Below are 16,388 nucleotides of genomic sequence, written 5' to 3' on the forward strand. Positions count from 1 at the left end.
GGCGCCCCATCCATCATTCAAATAACCGGTGTCATTCCACCGACAGCGCCACGAAGCGCGGATCCCCGCCCCGGCGCACCAGCAGCAGCAGCGATTTGCGGCCAGCGTCACGGGCATCGGCGATGCGGTCCTGAAGTTCGGTCACCGAGCCGACTTTCTCCTGCCCGGCCTCGGCGATCACGTCGCCGCTGCGCAGACCCTTCTCGAAGGCGTCGCTGTCTTCGTCCACTTCGGTGACCACCAGACCGGTGCTGTCTTCTTCCAGACCCAGCTGGCTGCGCAACTCGTCGTTCAGAACGGTCACATCCATGCCCAGAACCGTGTCTTCGATCGGCTCGTTGGCAATGGCGGCGGCGGGCACGGTCTCGGCGGTTTCGCGGCGGCCAAGGGTTACCATCAGCGTTTCGGTCTTGCCATCGCGGAACACGGTGACGCGTACGGCCTTGCCGACCGAGGTGTTGCCGACCTTGCGCACCAGTTCACGGGTGTCGCTGACATCGGCGCCGTCGAAGCTGAGGATCACGTCCCCCGACTTCATGCCGGCATCCAGCGCCGGACCTTCCGGCACATCGGTGACCAGCGCACCGGCGGCGGCCTCAAGACCCAACGCATCGGCCAGTTCCTCGGTCACATTCTGGATGCGCACGCCCAGCCAGCCGCGACGGGTCTCGCCGAACTGCTTGAGCTGATCGACAACGTTCTTGACCACCGAAGAGGACATGGCGAAGCCGATCCCGATGGAGCCGCCGTTGGGCGACAGGATCGCCGTGTTCACGCCGATGACCTGACCGTCCATGTTGAACAGCGGCCCGCCCGAGTTGCCCCGGTTGATCGCCGCGTCGGTCTGGATGTAATCGTCATAGCTGCCCGACAGTGCCCGGCCACGCGCCGAGACGATGCCCGCCGATACCGAGAACCCCTGCCCCAGCGGGTTGCCCATGGCCATGACCCAGTCGCCCACGCGGGCGGCTTCGCTGTCGCCGAAGGTGACGAAGGGCAGCGGCGTGTCGCTTTCGACCTTGAGCAACGCAATGTCCGTCTTCGGATCGGTGCCGATGACCTCGGCCGGAAGTTCGGCGCCGCCGAAGAATTCGATCATGATCTCGTCGGCGGATTCGATCACGTGGTTGTTGGTGACGATATAGCCGTCTTCCGAGACCACGAAGCCCGATCCCAGCGCCGAACCACGCCGCTGGCGCTGCTGGTCGCCCTGGCCGTTGCGATCCATGAAGTCACGGAAGAAATCCTCGAACGGAGAGCCTTCGGGGATGATCGGCATGTTCTCGCCGCTGGCGGCGGCGACGGTTGTGCGCGTGGTGATGTTGACTACGGCGTCGCTGACCTGTTCGGCCAGATCGGCGAAGCTGTCGGGCGCGCCCCGGGCTTCGACGGGCTGGCCCTGTCCAAGAGCGACCGCAAAGCCAAGCCCAAGCGCCACGATGGCCGCCCGCACCTGAGAGGGTTGGGAAATGTCGCTGAAGCGCACTGTGATCTCCTTTTTCATTGGTTCAAGCAGGCCGCTCGGAAATATGCGGTCTGTTTGATAGGCAATATGGGGGTTTGGCGACGGAAAAGCCAACTCCCCCGCTGCTACACGTGCCGTCACACCTGCGTGAAAGAGATGAACCGCTTCAGAAGGTGATGTTCAGGATCGCCCCGAAGATCGGCGCGTTGTCATAGTCGCGCTGCACCTGCTTGCGGCCCTCCTTGTCACTGAGGGTGAAACGGCCATTGGTCTGCACCCCGGCAAAACCGGCAAGGCGGACCCGATCGTTGGGTTCCCAGCCGACACTGGCCACCAGCGGGAAGCTCTGGTCGCGGGCAATGCCGTCCGGCACGGCGGCATCGTCGTCCAGCCGGAATTCCACGTTTTCGACCCGGCCCGCGATGCCGACGCTCCACGCGTCGTTCAAGGCGTAGGTCAGCACCAGACCCGGCCCCTGCGTGGCGCCCAGTCCTTCCCCGGTGGCCAGTTGCAGACGCTCGGTGATGTCCCATTCCACCAGCAGGAAGGGGAACACCTGCACATCGTCGTCCAGCTTGGTGAAGATACCCAGCGCCGGGCCGATCACCAGATTGGGCGAGACCCGCCACGCCGCCCCGGCAAACATCCCCCAGGTCATCGCCTTGTCCATGTCGCCGTCGATCTCGCCGTTCCAGCGCACGGTCGGGGCGATGAAGCCGAAGCCGGTATCACCAAGGCGGAAGTCATAGGACAGCGAGATGCTGTCGCTGCGATAATCGAAACTCTTGCCGATGGCGGGAACGTCGCTGAATTCATAGCGGCCCCGGCCGATCTCGACCCCGACGCCGATGCCGGTGCGGCGGGTCAACAGGAAGGACGCGCCGAAGTTCACCACCCCGGCACTGGCGCTGACCGAGCCGCCGCCGTCAATGTCGGCCTTGGATTGATACAGCGCGCCCGTGGCAATCTCGTAAGTGGCCAGATCGGGACGCTCCTGCGCCAGGGCTGGCAGGGAAAGCAGGGCAAAGCAAAAGACCAGAGCGGAACGCATCGCGAACTCCAAACAAGGCAGGGTATTCCGATTACGCAGGCCAACCCGGTTCGGATCAACACAAACCGCGCATCCAGCGGTTTATCCGCCGCCGGTGCCGCCGGTCAGCCACAACAGCAGCACCCCGAACGCCAACGCGCCAAGCCCGAGGGCCCGGCGCGTGTCGATGGAAAGCGAGGCCAGATAGGCGGCCAGATCTTCAAGTCGTTTCGGGGCCAGTGCCAGCACCAGCCCCTCGGCCACCAGGACAAACCCGATGGCCGTCAGCACGATCACTTGTCGCGGCCCGAGGAGCCGTCCAGATAGTCGAAGAACTCGCTGTCCGGCGTGATGACCATGGACGAGTTGCCGCCCTGGAGCGCCCGTTCATAGGCGGTGAGTGACCGGTAGAACTCGAAGAAGTCCTGATCGGCGCCATAGGCCTGGGCGAAGACGCGGTTGCGTTCGGCATCGGCTTCACCGCGGGTGATCTCGGCATCCCGCGTGGATTCCGACACCAGTTCCACCACGGTCCGGTCGGCTTGCGCCCGAACCCGCTGGGCCGCTTCCTCGCCGCGCGCGATCTCGTCGGCGGCTTCGCGTTCCCGTTCCGCCCGCATCCGGGCGAAGGTGGCGTCAAGGTTCTGATCCGGCAGGTTGGTCTGCACCAGCCGCACGTCGACCACATCCAGCCCCAGCGCCGAGGCGCGCGCGGCGGACTGGTCGCGGATCCGCGTCATCAGCTCGGCCCGATCCGCCGACAGGATGGTGTTCGAGGTGACCCCATCCGCACCCAGCACCTGACGGGTCTGGGTGGTCAGGATCCCGGCCAGACGATCTTCGGCGACGCGCAGCCCGCCGACACCCACGGCCTGACGGAACTGGACCACATCGGCGATCCGGTAGCGTGCGAAGGCATCGACGATCAGGCGCCGGTCATCCGACGGCGTGACTTCGATGGGCGCCGTGTCCAGCGACAGGATGCGGTCGTCATAGCGCACGACCTCCTGGATGAGCGGGATCTTCATCGCCAATCCCGGATTTTCCTTCACGGCCTTGATCTGGCCGAATTGCAGCACCAGGGCCTTCTGACGCTCATCGACGATGAACAGCGAGGACAGCACCAGCGCCCCGACGACAACCGCGACCGGCAGCAGGAAAGTTGCTTTCTTCATGCTCATTCTCCTCATTGCCCGGCGCTGTTGCGACGCAGCTCATTCAGCGGCAGGTAGGGCACGACGCCCTGTCCCGTGCCCGAGCCATTGTCGTTCAGGATGACCTTGTCGACGTCGCCCAGAACCTTTTCCATGGTTTCCAGGTACAGACGCTTGCGGGTCACTTCCGGTGCGTTTTGGTATTCCTGCAGAACAGCGAGGAAGCGGCTGGCCTCACCCTGGGCTTCGTTGACGACCTGGGCGCGATAGCCCTCGGCTTCTTCCAGAAGCTGCGCGGCTTCACCGCGTGCCCCGGCCAGAACCCGGTTGGCATAGGCGTCGGCCTGACGTTGCAGACGGTCCCGCTCCTGCTCGGCGGCCTGCACCTCGCGGAAGGCATCGATCACCTCGATCGGCGGGTCCGCCTTGGCAAGGTTGACGCGGACGATGTTGATGCCGCTGTCATAGCTTTCCAGCGTCGACTGGATCAGTTCCTGCGCGCTGGCCTCGATCATGCCGCGGTCGCGGTTCAGGATTGGCGCCAGTTCGGACCGCGCGATGATCTCGCGCATGGCCGATTCCGACACCGAGCGCACGGTCTGGACCGGGTCGCGCAGGTTGAACAGGAATTTCGCCGGGTCGTTGATGTTCCAGACCACCTGGAAGTCGATGTCGACGATGTTCTCGTCGGTGGTCAGCATCAGCCCGCCATCGTCTCCGGCGTTGCGGCCGTCTCCAATGTCCTCGGATTGTTCGCGCGTCACCGGCAGAACCTCGTAGGTCACGAAGGGCCAGGGCGCGAAGTTCAGACCCGGGTCGCCGGTCTGGCTGTACTTGCCAAGGAACAGTTCCACCGATTGTTCTTCCGGCTTCACGGTATAAAGCGAGGCGAACACCCAAAGGCCCACCAGCACGATGGCGCCCAGTCCAAGCGCCCCCTTGGACATCTTCGGACCGCCGCCGAAGCCGCCGCCCTTGCCTCCGCGGCCGCCCATCAAAACCTTGAGCTGTTCCTGCCCCTTGCGGACAATCTCGTCGATCTCGGGGATCTGGGGCTGATCGCCCGAGCCGGGACGGCGCCCGCCGCCGCGATTGTCGCCGCCGCCGCCATCGCCGCCGCTGCCACTACCTGAATTACGGCCTCCGCCGCTTCCCCAGGGACCTCCGCTGTTTCCTGCCATGTGAAGCCTTCTTCCTGTTTCGTCTCAAGACGTCTTGAATTCTAGATGAGCGCACGAGCGTGAATATCAAGCCGTGCGCATCGGGTCCTTCATGGTGACCAGTTCCTCGGCCATGGTCGGATGCACCGCCACGGTGGCGTCGAACTGTTCCTTGGTGGCCCCCATTTTCACCGCAATGGCGGCCAGTTGGATCATCTCGCCGGCCTGCGGCGCCACGATGTGGCAACCCAGCACGCGGCGCGTTTCCTGGCTGACGATCAACTTCATCAGCACCCGGTCGTCACGGCCCGCAAAGGCCGACTGCATCGCCTTGAACGAGGTGCAGTAGACCTCGATCGGCTCCTGCTCGCGCGCGGCTTCCTCGGTCAGGCCCACTGTGCCCAGTTCGGGCTGGGTGAACACGGCAGAGGCCACAAGTTCGTGATCCGGTGCCGTGGGGTTGCCGTTGAACACGGTTTCCACGAAGGCCATCCCTTCGCGGATCGCCACCGGGGTCAGGTTGATCCGGTTGGTCACATCCCCAATAGCATAGATCGACGGCACCGCGGTCTGCGAATACTTGTCCACGACCACTTCGCCGCGGCGGCCGAACTCGACGCCCAGATCCTCCAGCCCCAGACCTTCGGAATTGGGCACCCGCCCGGTGGCATACATCACCTTGTCATAGGTGCGGTGCGAGCCGTCGGTGGCCTTGACCCAGATGCCCTCGGCGCCGCGATCCTCCATCTCGACCACATTGGTGCCGGTGTGCAGCTTGACGCCGCCTTCGATCATCTTGTCGGCCACCAGACCCCGCGCTTCGTCATCGAAGCCGCGCAGGATCTGTGCGCCGCGATAAAACTGTGTAACTTCGACACCCAAACCATTGAAGATACACGAAAACTCACATGCAATGAAGCCGCCGCCGACGATCAGGATCGACTTCGGCAACTGCTCCAGATGGAAAATGTCGTTCGAGGTGATGACATGCTCTGCGCCGTCCATCTCGGGCACGAAGGGGCGCCCGCCGGTGGCGACCAGGATGTGCTTGGCGGTGTAGCTGGTGCCATCGGCCAGTTCCACTGTGTGCGGATCGCGGATCACGGCGCGCTGGTTATACCAGTCCACGTCGTTGCGGGTCAGGATGCCCTGATAGACGCCTTCCAGCCGATCCAGTTCTGCTTCAAGCTTGCCGCGAAATCCCGGCCAGTCCAATTCGCCGTTCGAGACGTCCCAGCCGTACCCGCGCGCATCGTCAAAGATCGCCCGGTAAGAGGATGCAAACACCATCAGTTTTTTCGGCACGCAACCCCGGATCACGCAGGTGCCGCCCATGCGGCTTTCCTCGGCCAGGCCAACCCTGGCCCCGCCCTGCGCTGCCACGCGGGCCGCGCGCACGCCGCCCGACCCGCCGCCGATCACAAAGAGGTCGAAATCAAAACTCATACCGCGTCTCCTGAAACTGCGTCGTCATGCTACCGGAAGGGCCGCCGCCTCGGCCGGGTCCACCCGGGCAAAGACCGGCGCCGATCCATCCGCACGACGGGTTTCCACGCGCCCATCGGGATGGCCAATCACAACCGCGTCACACAGGCCCAGGAACAGGCCGGTTTCCACCACGCCGGGGACCTGCAGCAGCGCCGCCGCCAGATCCGCCGGGGCGTCGATGCGTTCCAGAGCCAGATCGACGATGTGATTGCCCTCGTCGGTGACGAAAGGTGCGTCCCCCTGCATCCGCAGACGGCTGCCGCGCGCCCCCACCGCAGCGGTTTCCAGCACCTTGCCGATCAGCTTGCTGGTAACGCCCATGCCGAAGGGCGTGATCTCGACCGGCAGGGGAAAGGCGCCCAGTTGCGCCACGTCCTTGCTGGGATCGGTGATGACCACCATCCGGTCCGAGGCCGCCGCGACGATCTTTTCCTGTAGATGCGCGCCGCCGCCGCCCTTGATCAGGTTCAGCGCCGGGTCGAATTCATCGGCCCCGTCGATGGTCAGATCCAGCCATCCGGCCTCATCCAGCGTGACCACGGTCAGACCCAACGCCCGCGCCAGATCGCCGGTCCGGGTCGAGGTCGGCACGCAGGTCAGCGTCAGACCTTCGCGTGCCACCCGCGCCGCCAGCGCCCGCACCATCCAATTCGCGGTCGAGCCGGTGCCCAACCCCAGTTTCATCCCGTCTTCGACAAGATCCACTGCGCCGCGCGCGGCGGCGAATTTTCCGGCATCGGCCTGGGAAAGAGGTTCGGACATCGGTGACTCCCTGCAACTTGCCATATCTATACGCAGCCTTTGACCCGGCTGCGAGGGCAATAGGGTAAAAAGCCTAGCCTTCGGTCCACCGGGGCGCGGCATCCAGCGCATCCAGCAGCACAGTCAGCCGGCCGCGCGGCAGAAAGACCAGCATCCGTGGTGCCTCCATGGTCAGATGCATCGGCCCGGTGGCGCGGTTCGAGGTGCCGATCCGGCCATCCGTCGCAAAATCCTGCCCATCGATCGGCCACTCCAGCCCGGAGCCCTGGCCGGTGACCGCGCCCATGGGAAACAAGGACACGCGGCAGCCCGGTTCCAGCGGTAGCGCGATCTCGGGCGGCAGCAGGGTGATGGCCTCGGACTTGTTGATCAGCACGCAGCGCCGGGTCGGATGGCGGGCCAGCGTGTTGAAGACCGCCAGCGTGTGATCGATGCGCCGGGCGGTAAAGCCCACGCCCAGCACCAGTGGTGCTGCGATGCGGGTCAGGCATTTCTCAAAATCGGTGCTGTCCTGATCGGGGATGTGATGCTGCACCTGCGGAGGCAGTGCCGCACGCCCCGCCGGGGTCAGCGAATCCATGTCGCCGATCACCGCCGTCGGGGTCAGCCCCCGGCCCAGCACCGCATCGGCGCCGCCATCGGCGGCCACGAGCACCGGCCCCCGGGCAAGGCAGGTATGCAGATCCTTGTCCCGCAGCCCGCCGCCGCCCACCAGCGTGACCGGTGCCTGCGAGGTGACCAGAGGCGCAGGCGCTGTCACGGCGATTTGTCCCCCTCCCCGGCTTCGGCGTCAGGGTCGGGCTTGCCGATGCCCCGGAACACGAACCGGAACGGGATCGCCCAGAGCAGGCCCAGCAGAACATAGACCAGCAATTCGACCACGAAGGGCGGCCGGCCCAGCAGGTTCAGCACGGTGACCACCGCGACCACATAGGCCGGCATGCCCAGCAGCAGGATCACCAGCGACCAGCGGCGGCGGGCTTTGTACGACAGGGCCATGGGCTATTTCTCCGCATCCTTTGCCCCGGCATCTGTGCGCCGGGGCGGGGAAGTCAAGGTCAGTCCGCGAAGGGATCGGTCACCAGAATAGTGTCGTCGCGTTCCGGCGAGGTCGACAGAAGCGCAACCGGGCAGTCGATCAGCTCTTCGACGCGGCGCACGTATTTGATGGCATTGGCCGGAAGATCAGCCCAGCTGCGCGCGCCTTCGGTGCTTTCGGACCAGCCCGGCATTTCCTCGTAGATCGGCTGGCAGCGGGCCTGCTGGTCGGCGGCGGTGGGCAGATAGTCCAGCCGCGAGCCGTCCAGATCGTAGCCGACGCAGATCTTCAGGGTTTCGAACCCGTCCAGGACGTCCAGCTTGGTCAGCGAGATGCCGGTCACGCCCGAGGTGGCGCAGGTCTGGCGCACCAGCGCAGCGTCGAACCAGCCGCAGCGACGCTTGCGCCCGGTGGTGGTGCCGAACTCATGGCCGCGCTCGCCCAACCGCTGGCCATCGTCATCGTCCAGTTCGGTCGGGAACGGGCCTTCGCCGACGCGGGTGGTATAGGCTTTCACAATGCCCAGTACATAGTCGATGGAGCCCGGCCCGATGCCGACCCCGGTGGCCGCCTGCCCGGCGATCACATTCGACGAGGTCACAAAGGGATAGGTGCCGAAATCGATGTCCAGCAACGCGCCCTGCGCGCCTTCAAACAGGATCCGCTTGCCGGCCTTGCGCTTCTCGTTCAGCACTTTCCAGACCGGGGCCGCATAGGGCAGGATCTGTGCCGCGATCTCCTTGAGCTGGGCAATCAGCCCGTCGCGGTCCACGGCCTCGATCCCCAAGCCCTTGCGCAGCGGATCGTGGTGCTGCAACGCGCGATCCACACGGGCCTCCAGCGTCGCATCATCGGCCAGATCGGCCACGCGCACCGAACGGCGGCCAACCTTGTCCTCATAGGCCGGCCCGATGCCACGGCCGGTGGTGCCGATCTTGGTGCCTTTCGAGGCGGCTTCTTCACGGGCACGGTCCAACTCGCCGTGAATCGGCAGGATCAACGGCGTGTTCTCGGCGATCATCAGGGTCTCGGGGGTGATTTCCACGCCCTGCGCCTGCACGGTGGCGATCTCCTGGACCAGATGCCAGGGGTCCAGCACCACACCGTTGCCGATCACCGACAGCTTGCCGCCGCGCACAACGCCCGACGGCAGCGCGTGCAGCTTGTAGACCTTGCCATCGATGACAAGCGTATGGCCGGCATTGTGCCCGCCCTGGAAGCGCGCGATCACATCCGCCCGCTCGCTGAGCCAGTCGACAATCTTGCCTTTGCCCTCGTCGCCCCACTGGGCGCCCACGACGACCACATTGGCCATGGGATACTCCTTGTCCTGTGCCGGTCTTCAAACCCGAGCCGTCTTAGCTTGGCTGAGGCGCGGACGAAACCCCCAATGCCAAGAGGCGGCCACAGCGGGCCGCCTCTTGGTGTCACAGGGCTTGCCGGCAATCAGGCGGCCTTGTCAGCCTTCTTTTCCCAGGCAAACTTGCGGAACACTTCGTCCACCGGGGTCTGGGCCACGTGGTTGACGTAGTTCGACATCACCTTCTGGCTGATGCCAAGGATCACTTCCAGCACCTGCTGCGGGCCATAACCGGCCGCATAGAAGGCGGCGATCTGGTCCTCGGACACCTCGCCGCGCTGGCGCACCATGGCCAAGGTGAAGCTGCGCAGCGCTTCCAGCTTGTCATTGCCCAGCGGTGCCTCGTCGCGCAGCGCCTCGGTCAGGCCCGCGTCCACGCCCATCATGTTGGCGATGCCGGTATGGGCCGGAACGCAGTAGTGGCAGGCATGTTCGACGTTGATCGACTGCCAGACGACGGTCAGTTCGTCCTTGTCGAAGCTGGAGTTCTGAAACGCGGCATGGGCCTGCTGGTAGACGTCCAGAAGACCGGGCGCGCCGGCCATCACCTTGTGCAGACCCGGTAGGCGGCCAAACCCCTTCTGCGACTTTTCCAGCAGCGGCTTGGCGGCGTCAGAGGCGGTGTCGAGGTCATAGGACGGAAAATCGGTCATCGGTGCTTCCTTTCGGGGTGTTGCATGTCGATGCGCCCTACCTAGTGGTTTTGAACGATTGCTCAAGAGCTTTTTTGAGCGATCACTCAAGCGTGAGGTCACAGCACCCTGTGCATCGCCGCTAAGCCGCGCTATATCTGACGCATGAGCATTCGTTCCAAATCCCACGATCGCGACAAGGCGCTGGCCCGCGCGCGCGACCTGTTCTGGAAACAGGGGTTCCACGCGACCTCACTGAAGGACATCGAAGCGGCGCTGCACATGCATCCGGGCAGCATCTATGCCGCCTTCGGCAACAAGGAGACGCTGTTCCGCATGGCGCTGGAACGCTACGCCGAAGAGGTCGCCGAAAGCCGTCAGAAGATCCTGGACGCAGCCCCCGACGCGCTGGAAGGGCTGGCGCGCTTCGTGGAAACGGCGCATCCGGTGACACGGGACGACCTTCCACAACCGGCGTGCTTCCTGGCCAAGACCGGGATGGACACCGGGCTGACGCAACCGGCGCTGCGGGCGGCGATCTCGGCGCTGCTGGACCGGACCGAAGCCGCTTTTGCCCAGACCTACCGCCAGGCGCAGGCCGAGGGCGCCCTGCCCGCCAATGCCGATCCCGACAATCTGGCCCGGCGCCTGCACGCCACGCTCACCGGCATCGGCGTCTACGCCCTGCGCCCCGAGCGGCGCGAGCAGGCCCGGCTCATGGCCCGCGATCTGGCCGACGAAATCCGCGCCCTGCGCCACCTGGCCTCCTGAGCCACCCCCAACCTGCCGATGCCCTCTCCGGCCGTCTGGACACCTGCCGCCGGATCGGTCACCGATAGCCCGACGCACAATCCCGAGGATTCCCATGAACATCGACCTGCTGAAACGGCTTTGCGAAACCCCCGGTGTGCCCGGACAGGAGGACCGCCTCCGCGACCTGATCCGCGCTGAAATCGACGGGCTGTTCGACGAGGTGCGCGAAGACAACATGGGCTCGCTGCTGTGCCGCCGGAATGGCAAGGGCGACGCGCCGCAGAAGATCATGCTGCTGTGCCACATGGACGAGATCGGCTTTCTGGTCAGCCACATCACCGACAAGGGCTTCTGCTACCTGCACCCCGTCGGCGGCTTCGATCCGCGCAACCTGTTCTCGCGCCGTGTGCGGGTCTGCACCGAGGGCGGCGATCTGCCCGGCGTGATGAACCCCGGCGGCCGCCCGGTCCACATCGCCACCCCCGAGGAACGCAAGAAGGTGCCCGAAGTGGCCGAATTCTTCGTCGATCTGGGTCTGGGTGAGGCCACGAAAGATCACGTCAAGATCGGCGACATGGTGGTGATGGAAGAACCCTTCGTCGAAATGGGCGACAAGATCGTCTCGAAGGCGCTGGACAACCGCATCGCCTGCTGGCTGGGCATCGAGGCCGTGCGCGCCATGGGCGATCACGCGGCCGAGGCCGAGATCCACGTCGCCTTCACCTGTCAGGAAGAGGTCGGCCTGCGTGGCGCCCGCACCGCCGCCTTTGCCGTGCGCCCCGACATCGGCATCGGCGTCGACACCACGCTGGCCTGCGATACGCCCGGTGTGCCGGAACAGGATGCCACCACGGTGCAGGGCAAGGGCGTCGGCATCCACCTGCGCGACGGATCGTTCATTGCGGATCGGGGGCTGGTGACGACTTTCGAACAACTTGCCGAGGCCAATGACATCGCCTTTCAGCGCACCATGCTGCGGTCGGGCGGTCAAGACGGCGCCGCTGCCCAGCAGGCGGCCGCCGGGGCCCGCGCCATCGGCATCGTGGTCGGCACCCGCTATATCCACACGGTCACCGAGATGATCCACAAAAGCGACCTGGAAGCGGCGCGCGATCTGCTGGCCGCCTATCTGAAATCGGTGTGATGCGCAGGACCTTCCGCCCGGATCTGGCAGTGGCGCGGAAGGTCCAGATCACTCTGCCCGGCGCTGCGCTCAGCCGCTGGCTGCTTTGGCCCGCGCTGGCATTGCTGCTTGCGGCGGCCATGCTGTTCCTCGGCGGCGGCTACCATGCCGGGTTTGCCACGCTGAACGGGCTGATGCCGCTGGTACCGCCCGTGGTCTGGGCGGTGCTGACCGAGTTCGGCGACACCGCCGTGGCGCTCTGCCTGCTGCTGGTGCTGCTGCCGGGGCGCTGGTATCTGGCGTGGACTGTTCTGATTGCCAGCGTCTTTGGAACCGCATTCACACATGTGTTCAAAGGCTTCTGGCCCGCACTTCGACCGTCCGGCCTGTTGTCGCCCGACAGTTTCCACAGCGTCGGTGCGCTGACCCCGGATCAGAGCTTTCCCTCGGGCCACAGTCAGACCGCGCTGACGCTTGCGGGGTTCGTCATGGTCTGCTGCCCAGCCCCCTGGGCGCGGGCACTGGCGCTTGCGGGCGGGCTGGCAGCGGCCCTCAGCCGGGTGCCGGTGGGGATGCATTGGCCGATCGACACGCTGGTCGGCGCGGCGGGAGGGCTGGTCTGCGTCTGGCTGGGGCTGGAGATGGCCCGGCGCTTGCCACAGGGCACCAACCTGGTGGTGGTCGGCGGCATGACCGGGTTGAGTCTGCTGGCCGCCGTCCTGCTGATGGCTGGCCATCCCCCGGCCAATCCGTTGGCGCATGGGGTTATGGCCCTTGTCGGCGCGCTGTCGCTTCTGGCCTTCGCCGGACAGGTGGCGCGCGAGGCACTGCGCCGCGCGAAGCACCGCGATCAGACGGCGATCTGATCCTCGATGTCGGCGATGCTGGCGGCGGCGCAGTCATCATCCAGGCTCGGACCCGGCGCCCCGGACACGCCAATCCCGGCAACGATGGAGCCGTGGCCATCCTGCACCACCAGCCCGCCGCCCAGCAGCAGGGCGATACCGTGATCTGCAAAGAAGGGGATGACCCGGTCGTTGAGCAGGTCTGCCGCCGTGATCGCTGTCTTCCCGGTGTAGAGCTTGCAGATCGCGACAGGGGTGCAGGTATCGACGAAGGTCTGCTGGCAGATCCGCCTCACACCCTTCATCGGGCCCACGTAGCAGATGTCCTGGCTGCCGAGAATGCCGGGATGGGGGCTCTCGATCTCGCCATGCGCCTCCGTCTGGCTCTTGGCCCTCTCCGGCGCCGCCAGCTGCTCCTCGGTCAGCGGGATGCCGTCCAGGGCCGCGCGGGCTTCGAGCGCCTTCAGGCGTTTCTTCGTTCGGTATGGTCCGCAGACGCATGGCGGCCACATGCCTCACTCTCCAACGCATTGCGCAGCCAGATCGAGCGCCCCCCCGGAGGCAGACACCATGATGCCCTTCTGCGGAAGCTCCCACGACGCCGGTTTCTGACCGAGCGCCGGGTTTTCGATGGCGTGTTCCACCACGGCCCTCTCGACATGTTCCGGCCCCCGGTTCTTCAGGACCGGCTTGCGGCGGGACAGATCCATCAGGGCCTCCTCGCCGCCCAGCTCGTAGAGCTTCCCGAACCGATAGAAGCTGTTCCGGCTGCATCCCATGACCTTGCACGCCTGGCTGACGCTGCCGAGTTGCTTGGCAAGTTCCGGCAGCCCGAGCTTCAGTTTGATGATCTTTTCCTGAATGCGTGTCATTGATCCACACTCCTGGCTTGTGCTCCGAAAGAGCAGAAATGTCAGATCAAGTCGTGTGTTCTACAAGTGAATTGTCGATGCGCCGCTGACCCTGCTTCTATGTATTCGGTCTTTCGCCGGGGCCGTTCGATTTGCCGCTGACCAAGATGGGAAGTTGCGCGTCCTGTGTCTCGTTGGCTCATCGGCACTCAAGGTCCATGCAGCCCATCAGACTGACAAAACGCCGATCGGTCGTTGGTCCATCTCCTCCGCGCTCGCAGTTTCCTTTGCCCGGTTTTGCGTCTTCCCGGCTACAGGCCGCTCAGTGCATTCGGTCGATATCGCTCACCCTTCGTCAACACAGCCCAGGCGATACGTGCCATCTTGTCGGCCATGGCGACCGCCGCGACGGCCACGTGCGCTCGCGCCTTCAGGCCGTCTGTCCAAGCTGTTATTGGCGACGTCCTGTCACGCACGAGATGCAGCACCGTTCGGCACTGGCCGACGAGAACCACACGCCGAGCCACACGGCCGAGTTCCGCGCACGCGGCGTTCGGCTTTTCCGCGAACATCGTTCTGACTGCGGCAGCGACAGTGCTGCCTGTCGGGCAATTGCCTCGAAGCCGGGATGTGCGTCTTTCAGCCCGCGGGACCGGTGTCAGCGCGCCGCGCGTGCTGCAGGCGTGTTGTCCGGACCGACGAGCGAGGCGAAGCGAACAAACCTGCACCAAAGAAGCGCGGGCCGTACGAAAAGCGTCAGCCGGAAATTTCACACTGACCTGCTGCCGCGACGACGGCATCCCGGCGATCACGCTCTGGCCCGAAGAGGACTTCGTGGTTTCCATGCACGCCTACAAGCAAAAGCTGCGCCCGCACCCGGTGATGCAGATGATGGCCGGACGGCTGTCGGACGAAGAGGTCGCCGCACTTGCCGCTTACTTCGCCCGGCTGGAGGAGTGACCGCCCCCCATTCCCGCATGAAGAAATCCCGATGACCCTGAACCGACGCAATTTCCTGACCGTTACCGCCGCCGCCACCGCGACCGCCAGCCGGTCCGCGCCGATGCAGGTCGATGATGTCACCACCTATCCCTTCGACCGCAGTTTCGAAGACGCAACCTTTGCGGTGAAATCCGCCATCGTCGGCAAGGGTCTGGTAATCGACTATGTCAGCCATGTGGGCGAGATGCTGGCCCGCACCGGGGCCGATGTCGGGTCAGGGGTGACACTGTTCGCGGCGGCGGATGTGTTCCTGTTCTGCTCGGCCGTCACCTCGCGCAAGGTGATGGAGGATGACCCGATGAACCTCGCCTATTGCCCCCATGGCATCTTCGTGGCCGACCGCGACGGCGATGTCGTGATCGGCTACCGCCACTATCCTGACGGTGCCATGCAGGAAGTCCAGAGCCTGCTGGAAGAGCTGCTCAACACCTATGGCGATGCCGAGGTTCTGGCGACGCTCGGCCTGGTCGTGGGCCTGCTGTTCGGCGCGTCGGCACAACATTCGCGGTTCTGTCTGCGCGCCGCCACCATCGAGGTCGGCAGCGGTCAGGCAGGGCCGCGTCTGGGCGTCTGGCTGATCGTCTTTGCCGCCGCCCTGTTGCTGACCCAGGGTGCGGTGCTGCTGGGCTGGCTTGTGCTCCGCAGCCCGATGCACGCCACGCGCCTCTTTGCGGTCTTCGGCGTCGGCCTTGCGGTGGCTCTGGGCTGGGTCGGCACCCATGCGGTGGCGCAACTGTCGTTCGAACCGGCCTCGGTCTCGAGCGTCACCAATACCGGCCCCGCCACCGACACGCTGATGGCCCTGATCAACGAACGCGGGCTGATCCTGTCGTTCTCTCTTGGGCTGGTGCCGGGGGTGTTCCTGGGCTCGGCCCTGACCGCCCTGTTGACCGGAGAATTCCAGCTGCAGCGCTTCGACTCCAACACCCGCATGGAACGCTATCTTGTGGGGGCGGTCCTGATGGGCTTCGGCGCGATGCTGGCGAGTGGGTGCGGGCGTATCGGGCCGCGCGATCTTCGCCCTGACCGCTTGGCTGGCGGTGTTCTGCATGTGGGTGGGCGCGCTGCTCACCTCGGCGCTGCTGGACCATTTCGACCGCAACAGCCCCCGACAGCCGCGCCCGGCCGAATGATGCCGCCCCGCAATCGGACCCCAAAGGCCGGAAACTGGCCCGCAAGGCGCCAGACCGGGCTTGCGGTGCGGCGGCACATCCCATAAGTAGCCACCTGATCCAACGAAGGCCCGGTTCATGGAAAACGTCCTGCTCATCGTCCATCTCATTCTGGCACTCAGCCTGATCGGCGTGGTGCTTCTGCAACGCTCCGAAGGGGGCGGTCTGGGCATGGGCAGCAGTGGCGGCGGCGGCGGCGTGATGTCCAGCCGGGGCGCGGCCACGGCCCTTGGCAAGCTGACCTGGGCCTTTGCCATCGCCTTCATCGCGACATCGATCACCCTGACCATCGTCGCGGCCAAGAATTCCGCCGGCAGCTCGGTCCTCGACCGCGTGACGGCCCAGCCCGAGGTCACTGCACCGGCCCCGGACGAAACCACCCCGCCGACCCTGCCCGGCGCCGAAGGCGGCCTGCTGCCGCCCAGCACCGGCGATGCCCCGGCCCTGCCGCCGCGCGCCGAGTGATCCGGACGGCCCTTCCGGCCCCAATACGCTGAAATCGACACCGCAACATTCACAGGATGTTGCGGATCACCCCTAAATCTTGTACTT

16 protein-coding genes and 3 pseudogenes are annotated in these 16,388 nt (G+C 65.4%); 7 read left to right on the plus strand and 12 right to left on the minus strand.

What is annotated here, in order from left to right:
• Nucleotides 1-31: 31 nt before the first annotated feature.
• The 11 genes from AB0T83_RS06665 to AB0T83_RS06715 all read right to left on the minus strand — a co-directional run bounded on the left by AB0T83_RS06665 (nucleotide 32) and on the right by AB0T83_RS06715 (nucleotide 10,111).
• Nucleotides 32-1,504: a Do family serine endopeptidase gene (locus AB0T83_RS06665; protein WP_366192263.1), complete on the minus strand. Its 1,473-nt coding sequence runs from the start codon at nucleotides 1,502-1,504 to the stop codon at nucleotides 32-34.
• Nucleotides 1,505-1,631: 127 nt separating this feature from the next.
• On the minus strand, nucleotides 1,632-2,516 hold the full coding sequence (locus AB0T83_RS06670) for a TonB-dependent receptor (RefSeq protein WP_366192264.1): 885 nt from the start codon (nucleotides 2,514-2,516) through the stop codon (nucleotides 1,632-1,634).
• Between the two features lie 81 nt (nucleotides 2,517-2,597).
• Nucleotides 2,598-2,792, minus strand: a complete 195-nt coding sequence (locus AB0T83_RS06675; RefSeq protein WP_366192265.1) for a DUF2065 family protein — start codon at nucleotides 2,790-2,792, stop codon at nucleotides 2,598-2,600.
• Nucleotides 2,789-3,670, minus strand: coding sequence for a protease modulator HflC (hflC, locus tag AB0T83_RS06680; protein ID WP_366192266.1), 882 nt, complete (start codon nucleotides 3,668-3,670; stop codon nucleotides 2,789-2,791). The genes AB0T83_RS06675 and hflC overlap by 4 nt, the downstream gene beginning before the upstream one ends.
• Before the next feature lie 11 nt (nucleotides 3,671-3,681).
• Nucleotides 3,682-4,830, minus strand: coding sequence for an FtsH protease activity modulator HflK (hflK, locus tag AB0T83_RS06685; RefSeq protein WP_366192267.1), 1,149 nt, complete (start codon nucleotides 4,828-4,830; stop codon nucleotides 3,682-3,684).
• A gap of 66 nt (nucleotides 4,831-4,896) precedes the next feature.
• On the minus strand, nucleotides 4,897-6,255 hold the full coding sequence (gene gor, locus AB0T83_RS06690) for a glutathione-disulfide reductase (protein ID WP_366192268.1): 1,359 nt from the start codon (nucleotides 6,253-6,255) through the stop codon (nucleotides 4,897-4,899).
• Nucleotides 6,256-6,279: 24 nt separating this feature from the next.
• Nucleotides 6,280-7,059, minus strand: a complete 780-nt coding sequence (rpiA, locus tag AB0T83_RS06695) for a ribose-5-phosphate isomerase RpiA (protein WP_366192269.1) — start codon at nucleotides 7,057-7,059, stop codon at nucleotides 6,280-6,282.
• A gap of 73 nt (nucleotides 7,060-7,132) precedes the next feature.
• Complete coding sequence (locus AB0T83_RS06700; protein WP_366192270.1) at nucleotides 7,133-7,819, minus strand: thiamine diphosphokinase; 687 nt, start codon at nucleotides 7,817-7,819, stop codon at nucleotides 7,133-7,135.
• Nucleotides 7,816-8,058 (minus strand): DUF2842 domain-containing protein, encoded by a 243-nt coding sequence (locus AB0T83_RS06705; RefSeq protein WP_366192271.1) that lies wholly within the window; start codon nucleotides 8,056-8,058, stop codon nucleotides 7,816-7,818. The genes AB0T83_RS06700 and AB0T83_RS06705 overlap by 4 nt, the downstream gene beginning before the upstream one ends.
• Before the next feature lie 59 nt (nucleotides 8,059-8,117).
• Entirely contained in the window at nucleotides 8,118-9,413 is a 1,296-nt protein-coding gene (locus tag AB0T83_RS06710) for an adenylosuccinate synthase (RefSeq protein WP_366192272.1), read from the minus strand.
• 131 nt (nucleotides 9,414-9,544) lie between these two features.
• Nucleotides 9,545-10,111: a carboxymuconolactone decarboxylase family protein gene (locus AB0T83_RS06715; RefSeq protein WP_366192273.1), complete on the minus strand. Its 567-nt coding sequence runs from the start codon at nucleotides 10,109-10,111 to the stop codon at nucleotides 9,545-9,547.
• A 144-nt stretch (nucleotides 10,112-10,255) separates the two neighbouring features.
• Between AB0T83_RS06715 and AB0T83_RS06720 the strand changes: the two genes are divergently transcribed.
• From AB0T83_RS06720 to AB0T83_RS06730, 3 genes are all read left to right on the plus strand, one after another.
• On the plus strand, nucleotides 10,256-10,861 hold the full coding sequence (locus tag AB0T83_RS06720) for a TetR/AcrR family transcriptional regulator (RefSeq protein WP_366192274.1): 606 nt from the start codon (nucleotides 10,256-10,258) through the stop codon (nucleotides 10,859-10,861).
• A 94-nt stretch (nucleotides 10,862-10,955) separates the two neighbouring features.
• Nucleotides 10,956-11,987 carry a M42 family metallopeptidase gene (locus AB0T83_RS06725; RefSeq protein ID WP_366192275.1) on the plus strand — a complete coding sequence of 344 codons (1,032 nt, stop codon included), beginning with the start codon at nucleotides 10,956-10,958 and terminating at the stop codon, nucleotides 11,985-11,987.
• Nucleotides 11,987-12,832: a phosphatase PAP2 family protein gene (locus tag AB0T83_RS06730; protein WP_366192276.1), complete on the plus strand. Its 846-nt coding sequence runs from the start codon at nucleotides 11,987-11,989 to the stop codon at nucleotides 12,830-12,832. The genes AB0T83_RS06725 and AB0T83_RS06730 overlap by 1 nt, the downstream gene beginning before the upstream one ends.
• Here the strand turns inward: AB0T83_RS06730 and AB0T83_RS06735 are convergent.
• Nucleotides 12,817-13,683, minus strand: a pseudogene (locus AB0T83_RS06735) (helix-turn-helix domain-containing protein). The gene AB0T83_RS06730 and the pseudogene AB0T83_RS06735 sit on opposite strands and share 16 nt — an antisense overlap.
• A 768-nt stretch (nucleotides 13,684-14,451) precedes the next feature.
• Between AB0T83_RS06735 and AB0T83_RS06740 the strand changes: the two are divergent.
• The 4 genes and pseudogenes from AB0T83_RS06740 to secG all read left to right on the plus strand — a co-directional run.
• Nucleotides 14,452-14,622: pseudogene (locus AB0T83_RS06740) on the plus strand (c-type cytochrome); the annotation flags it as partial.
• A 103-nt stretch (nucleotides 14,623-14,725) separates the two neighbouring features.
• Nucleotides 14,726-15,085: pseudogene (locus AB0T83_RS06745) on the plus strand (DUF302 domain-containing protein); the annotation flags it as partial.
• Nucleotides 15,086-15,313: 228 nt separating this feature from the next.
• Nucleotides 15,314-15,883, plus strand: coding sequence for a YeeE/YedE thiosulfate transporter family protein (locus tag AB0T83_RS06750; RefSeq protein ID WP_366192398.1), 570 nt, complete (start codon nucleotides 15,314-15,316; stop codon nucleotides 15,881-15,883).
• 31 nt (nucleotides 15,884-15,914) lie between these two features.
• Nucleotides 15,915-16,301 carry a preprotein translocase subunit SecG gene (secG, locus tag AB0T83_RS06755; RefSeq protein ID WP_366192277.1) on the plus strand — a complete coding sequence of 129 codons (387 nt, stop codon included), beginning with the start codon at nucleotides 15,915-15,917 and terminating at the stop codon, nucleotides 16,299-16,301.
• The last annotated feature ends 87 nt before the right edge of the window (nucleotides 16,302-16,388 follow it).

Origin of the sequence: Meridianimarinicoccus marinus (assembly GCF_040689105.1) — a bacterium.
GTDB classification, from domain to species: domain Bacteria; phylum Pseudomonadota; class Alphaproteobacteria; order Rhodobacterales; family Rhodobacteraceae; genus Meridianimarinicoccus; species Meridianimarinicoccus marinus.

Coding starts and splice junctions, on each gene's coding strand:
- AB0T83_RS06665 (WP_366192263.1), bottom strand. CDS start 1,504: ATGAAAAAGGAGATCACAGTGCGCTTCAGCGACATTTCCCAACCCTCT.
- AB0T83_RS06670 (WP_366192264.1), bottom strand. CDS start 2,516: ATGCGTTCCGCTCTGGTCTTTTGCTTTGCCCTGCTTTCCCTGCCAGCC.
- hflC (WP_366192266.1), bottom strand. CDS start 3,670: ATGAAGAAAGCAACTTTCCTGCTGCCGGTCGCGGTTGTCGTCGGGGCG.
- hflK (WP_366192267.1), bottom strand. CDS start 4,830: ATGGCAGGAAACAGCGGAGGTCCCTGGGGAAGCGGCGGAGGCCGTAAT.
- gor (WP_366192268.1), bottom strand. CDS start 6,255: ATGAGTTTTGATTTCGACCTCTTTGTGATCGGCGGCGGGTCGGGCGGC.
- rpiA (WP_366192269.1), bottom strand. CDS start 7,059: ATGTCCGAACCTCTTTCCCAGGCCGATGCCGGAAAATTCGCCGCCGCG.
- AB0T83_RS06705 (WP_366192271.1), bottom strand. CDS start 8,058: ATGGCCCTGTCGTACAAAGCCCGCCGCCGCTGGTCGCTGGTGATCCTG.
- AB0T83_RS06710 (WP_366192272.1), bottom strand. CDS start 9,413: ATGGCCAATGTGGTCGTCGTGGGCGCCCAGTGGGGCGACGAGGGCAAA.
- AB0T83_RS06715 (WP_366192273.1), bottom strand. CDS start 10,111: ATGACCGATTTTCCGTCCTATGACCTCGACACCGCCTCTGACGCCGCC.
- AB0T83_RS06720 (WP_366192274.1), top strand. CDS start 10,256: ATGAGCATTCGTTCCAAATCCCACGATCGCGACAAGGCGCTGGCCCGC.
- AB0T83_RS06725 (WP_366192275.1), top strand. CDS start 10,956: ATGAACATCGACCTGCTGAAACGGCTTTGCGAAACCCCCGGTGTGCCC.
- AB0T83_RS06730 (WP_366192276.1), top strand. CDS start 11,987: ATGCGCAGGACCTTCCGCCCGGATCTGGCAGTGGCGCGGAAGGTCCAG.
- AB0T83_RS06750 (WP_366192398.1), top strand. CDS start 15,314: ATGCACGCCACGCGCCTCTTTGCGGTCTTCGGCGTCGGCCTTGCGGTG.
- secG (WP_366192277.1), top strand. CDS start 15,915: ATGGAAAACGTCCTGCTCATCGTCCATCTCATTCTGGCACTCAGCCTG.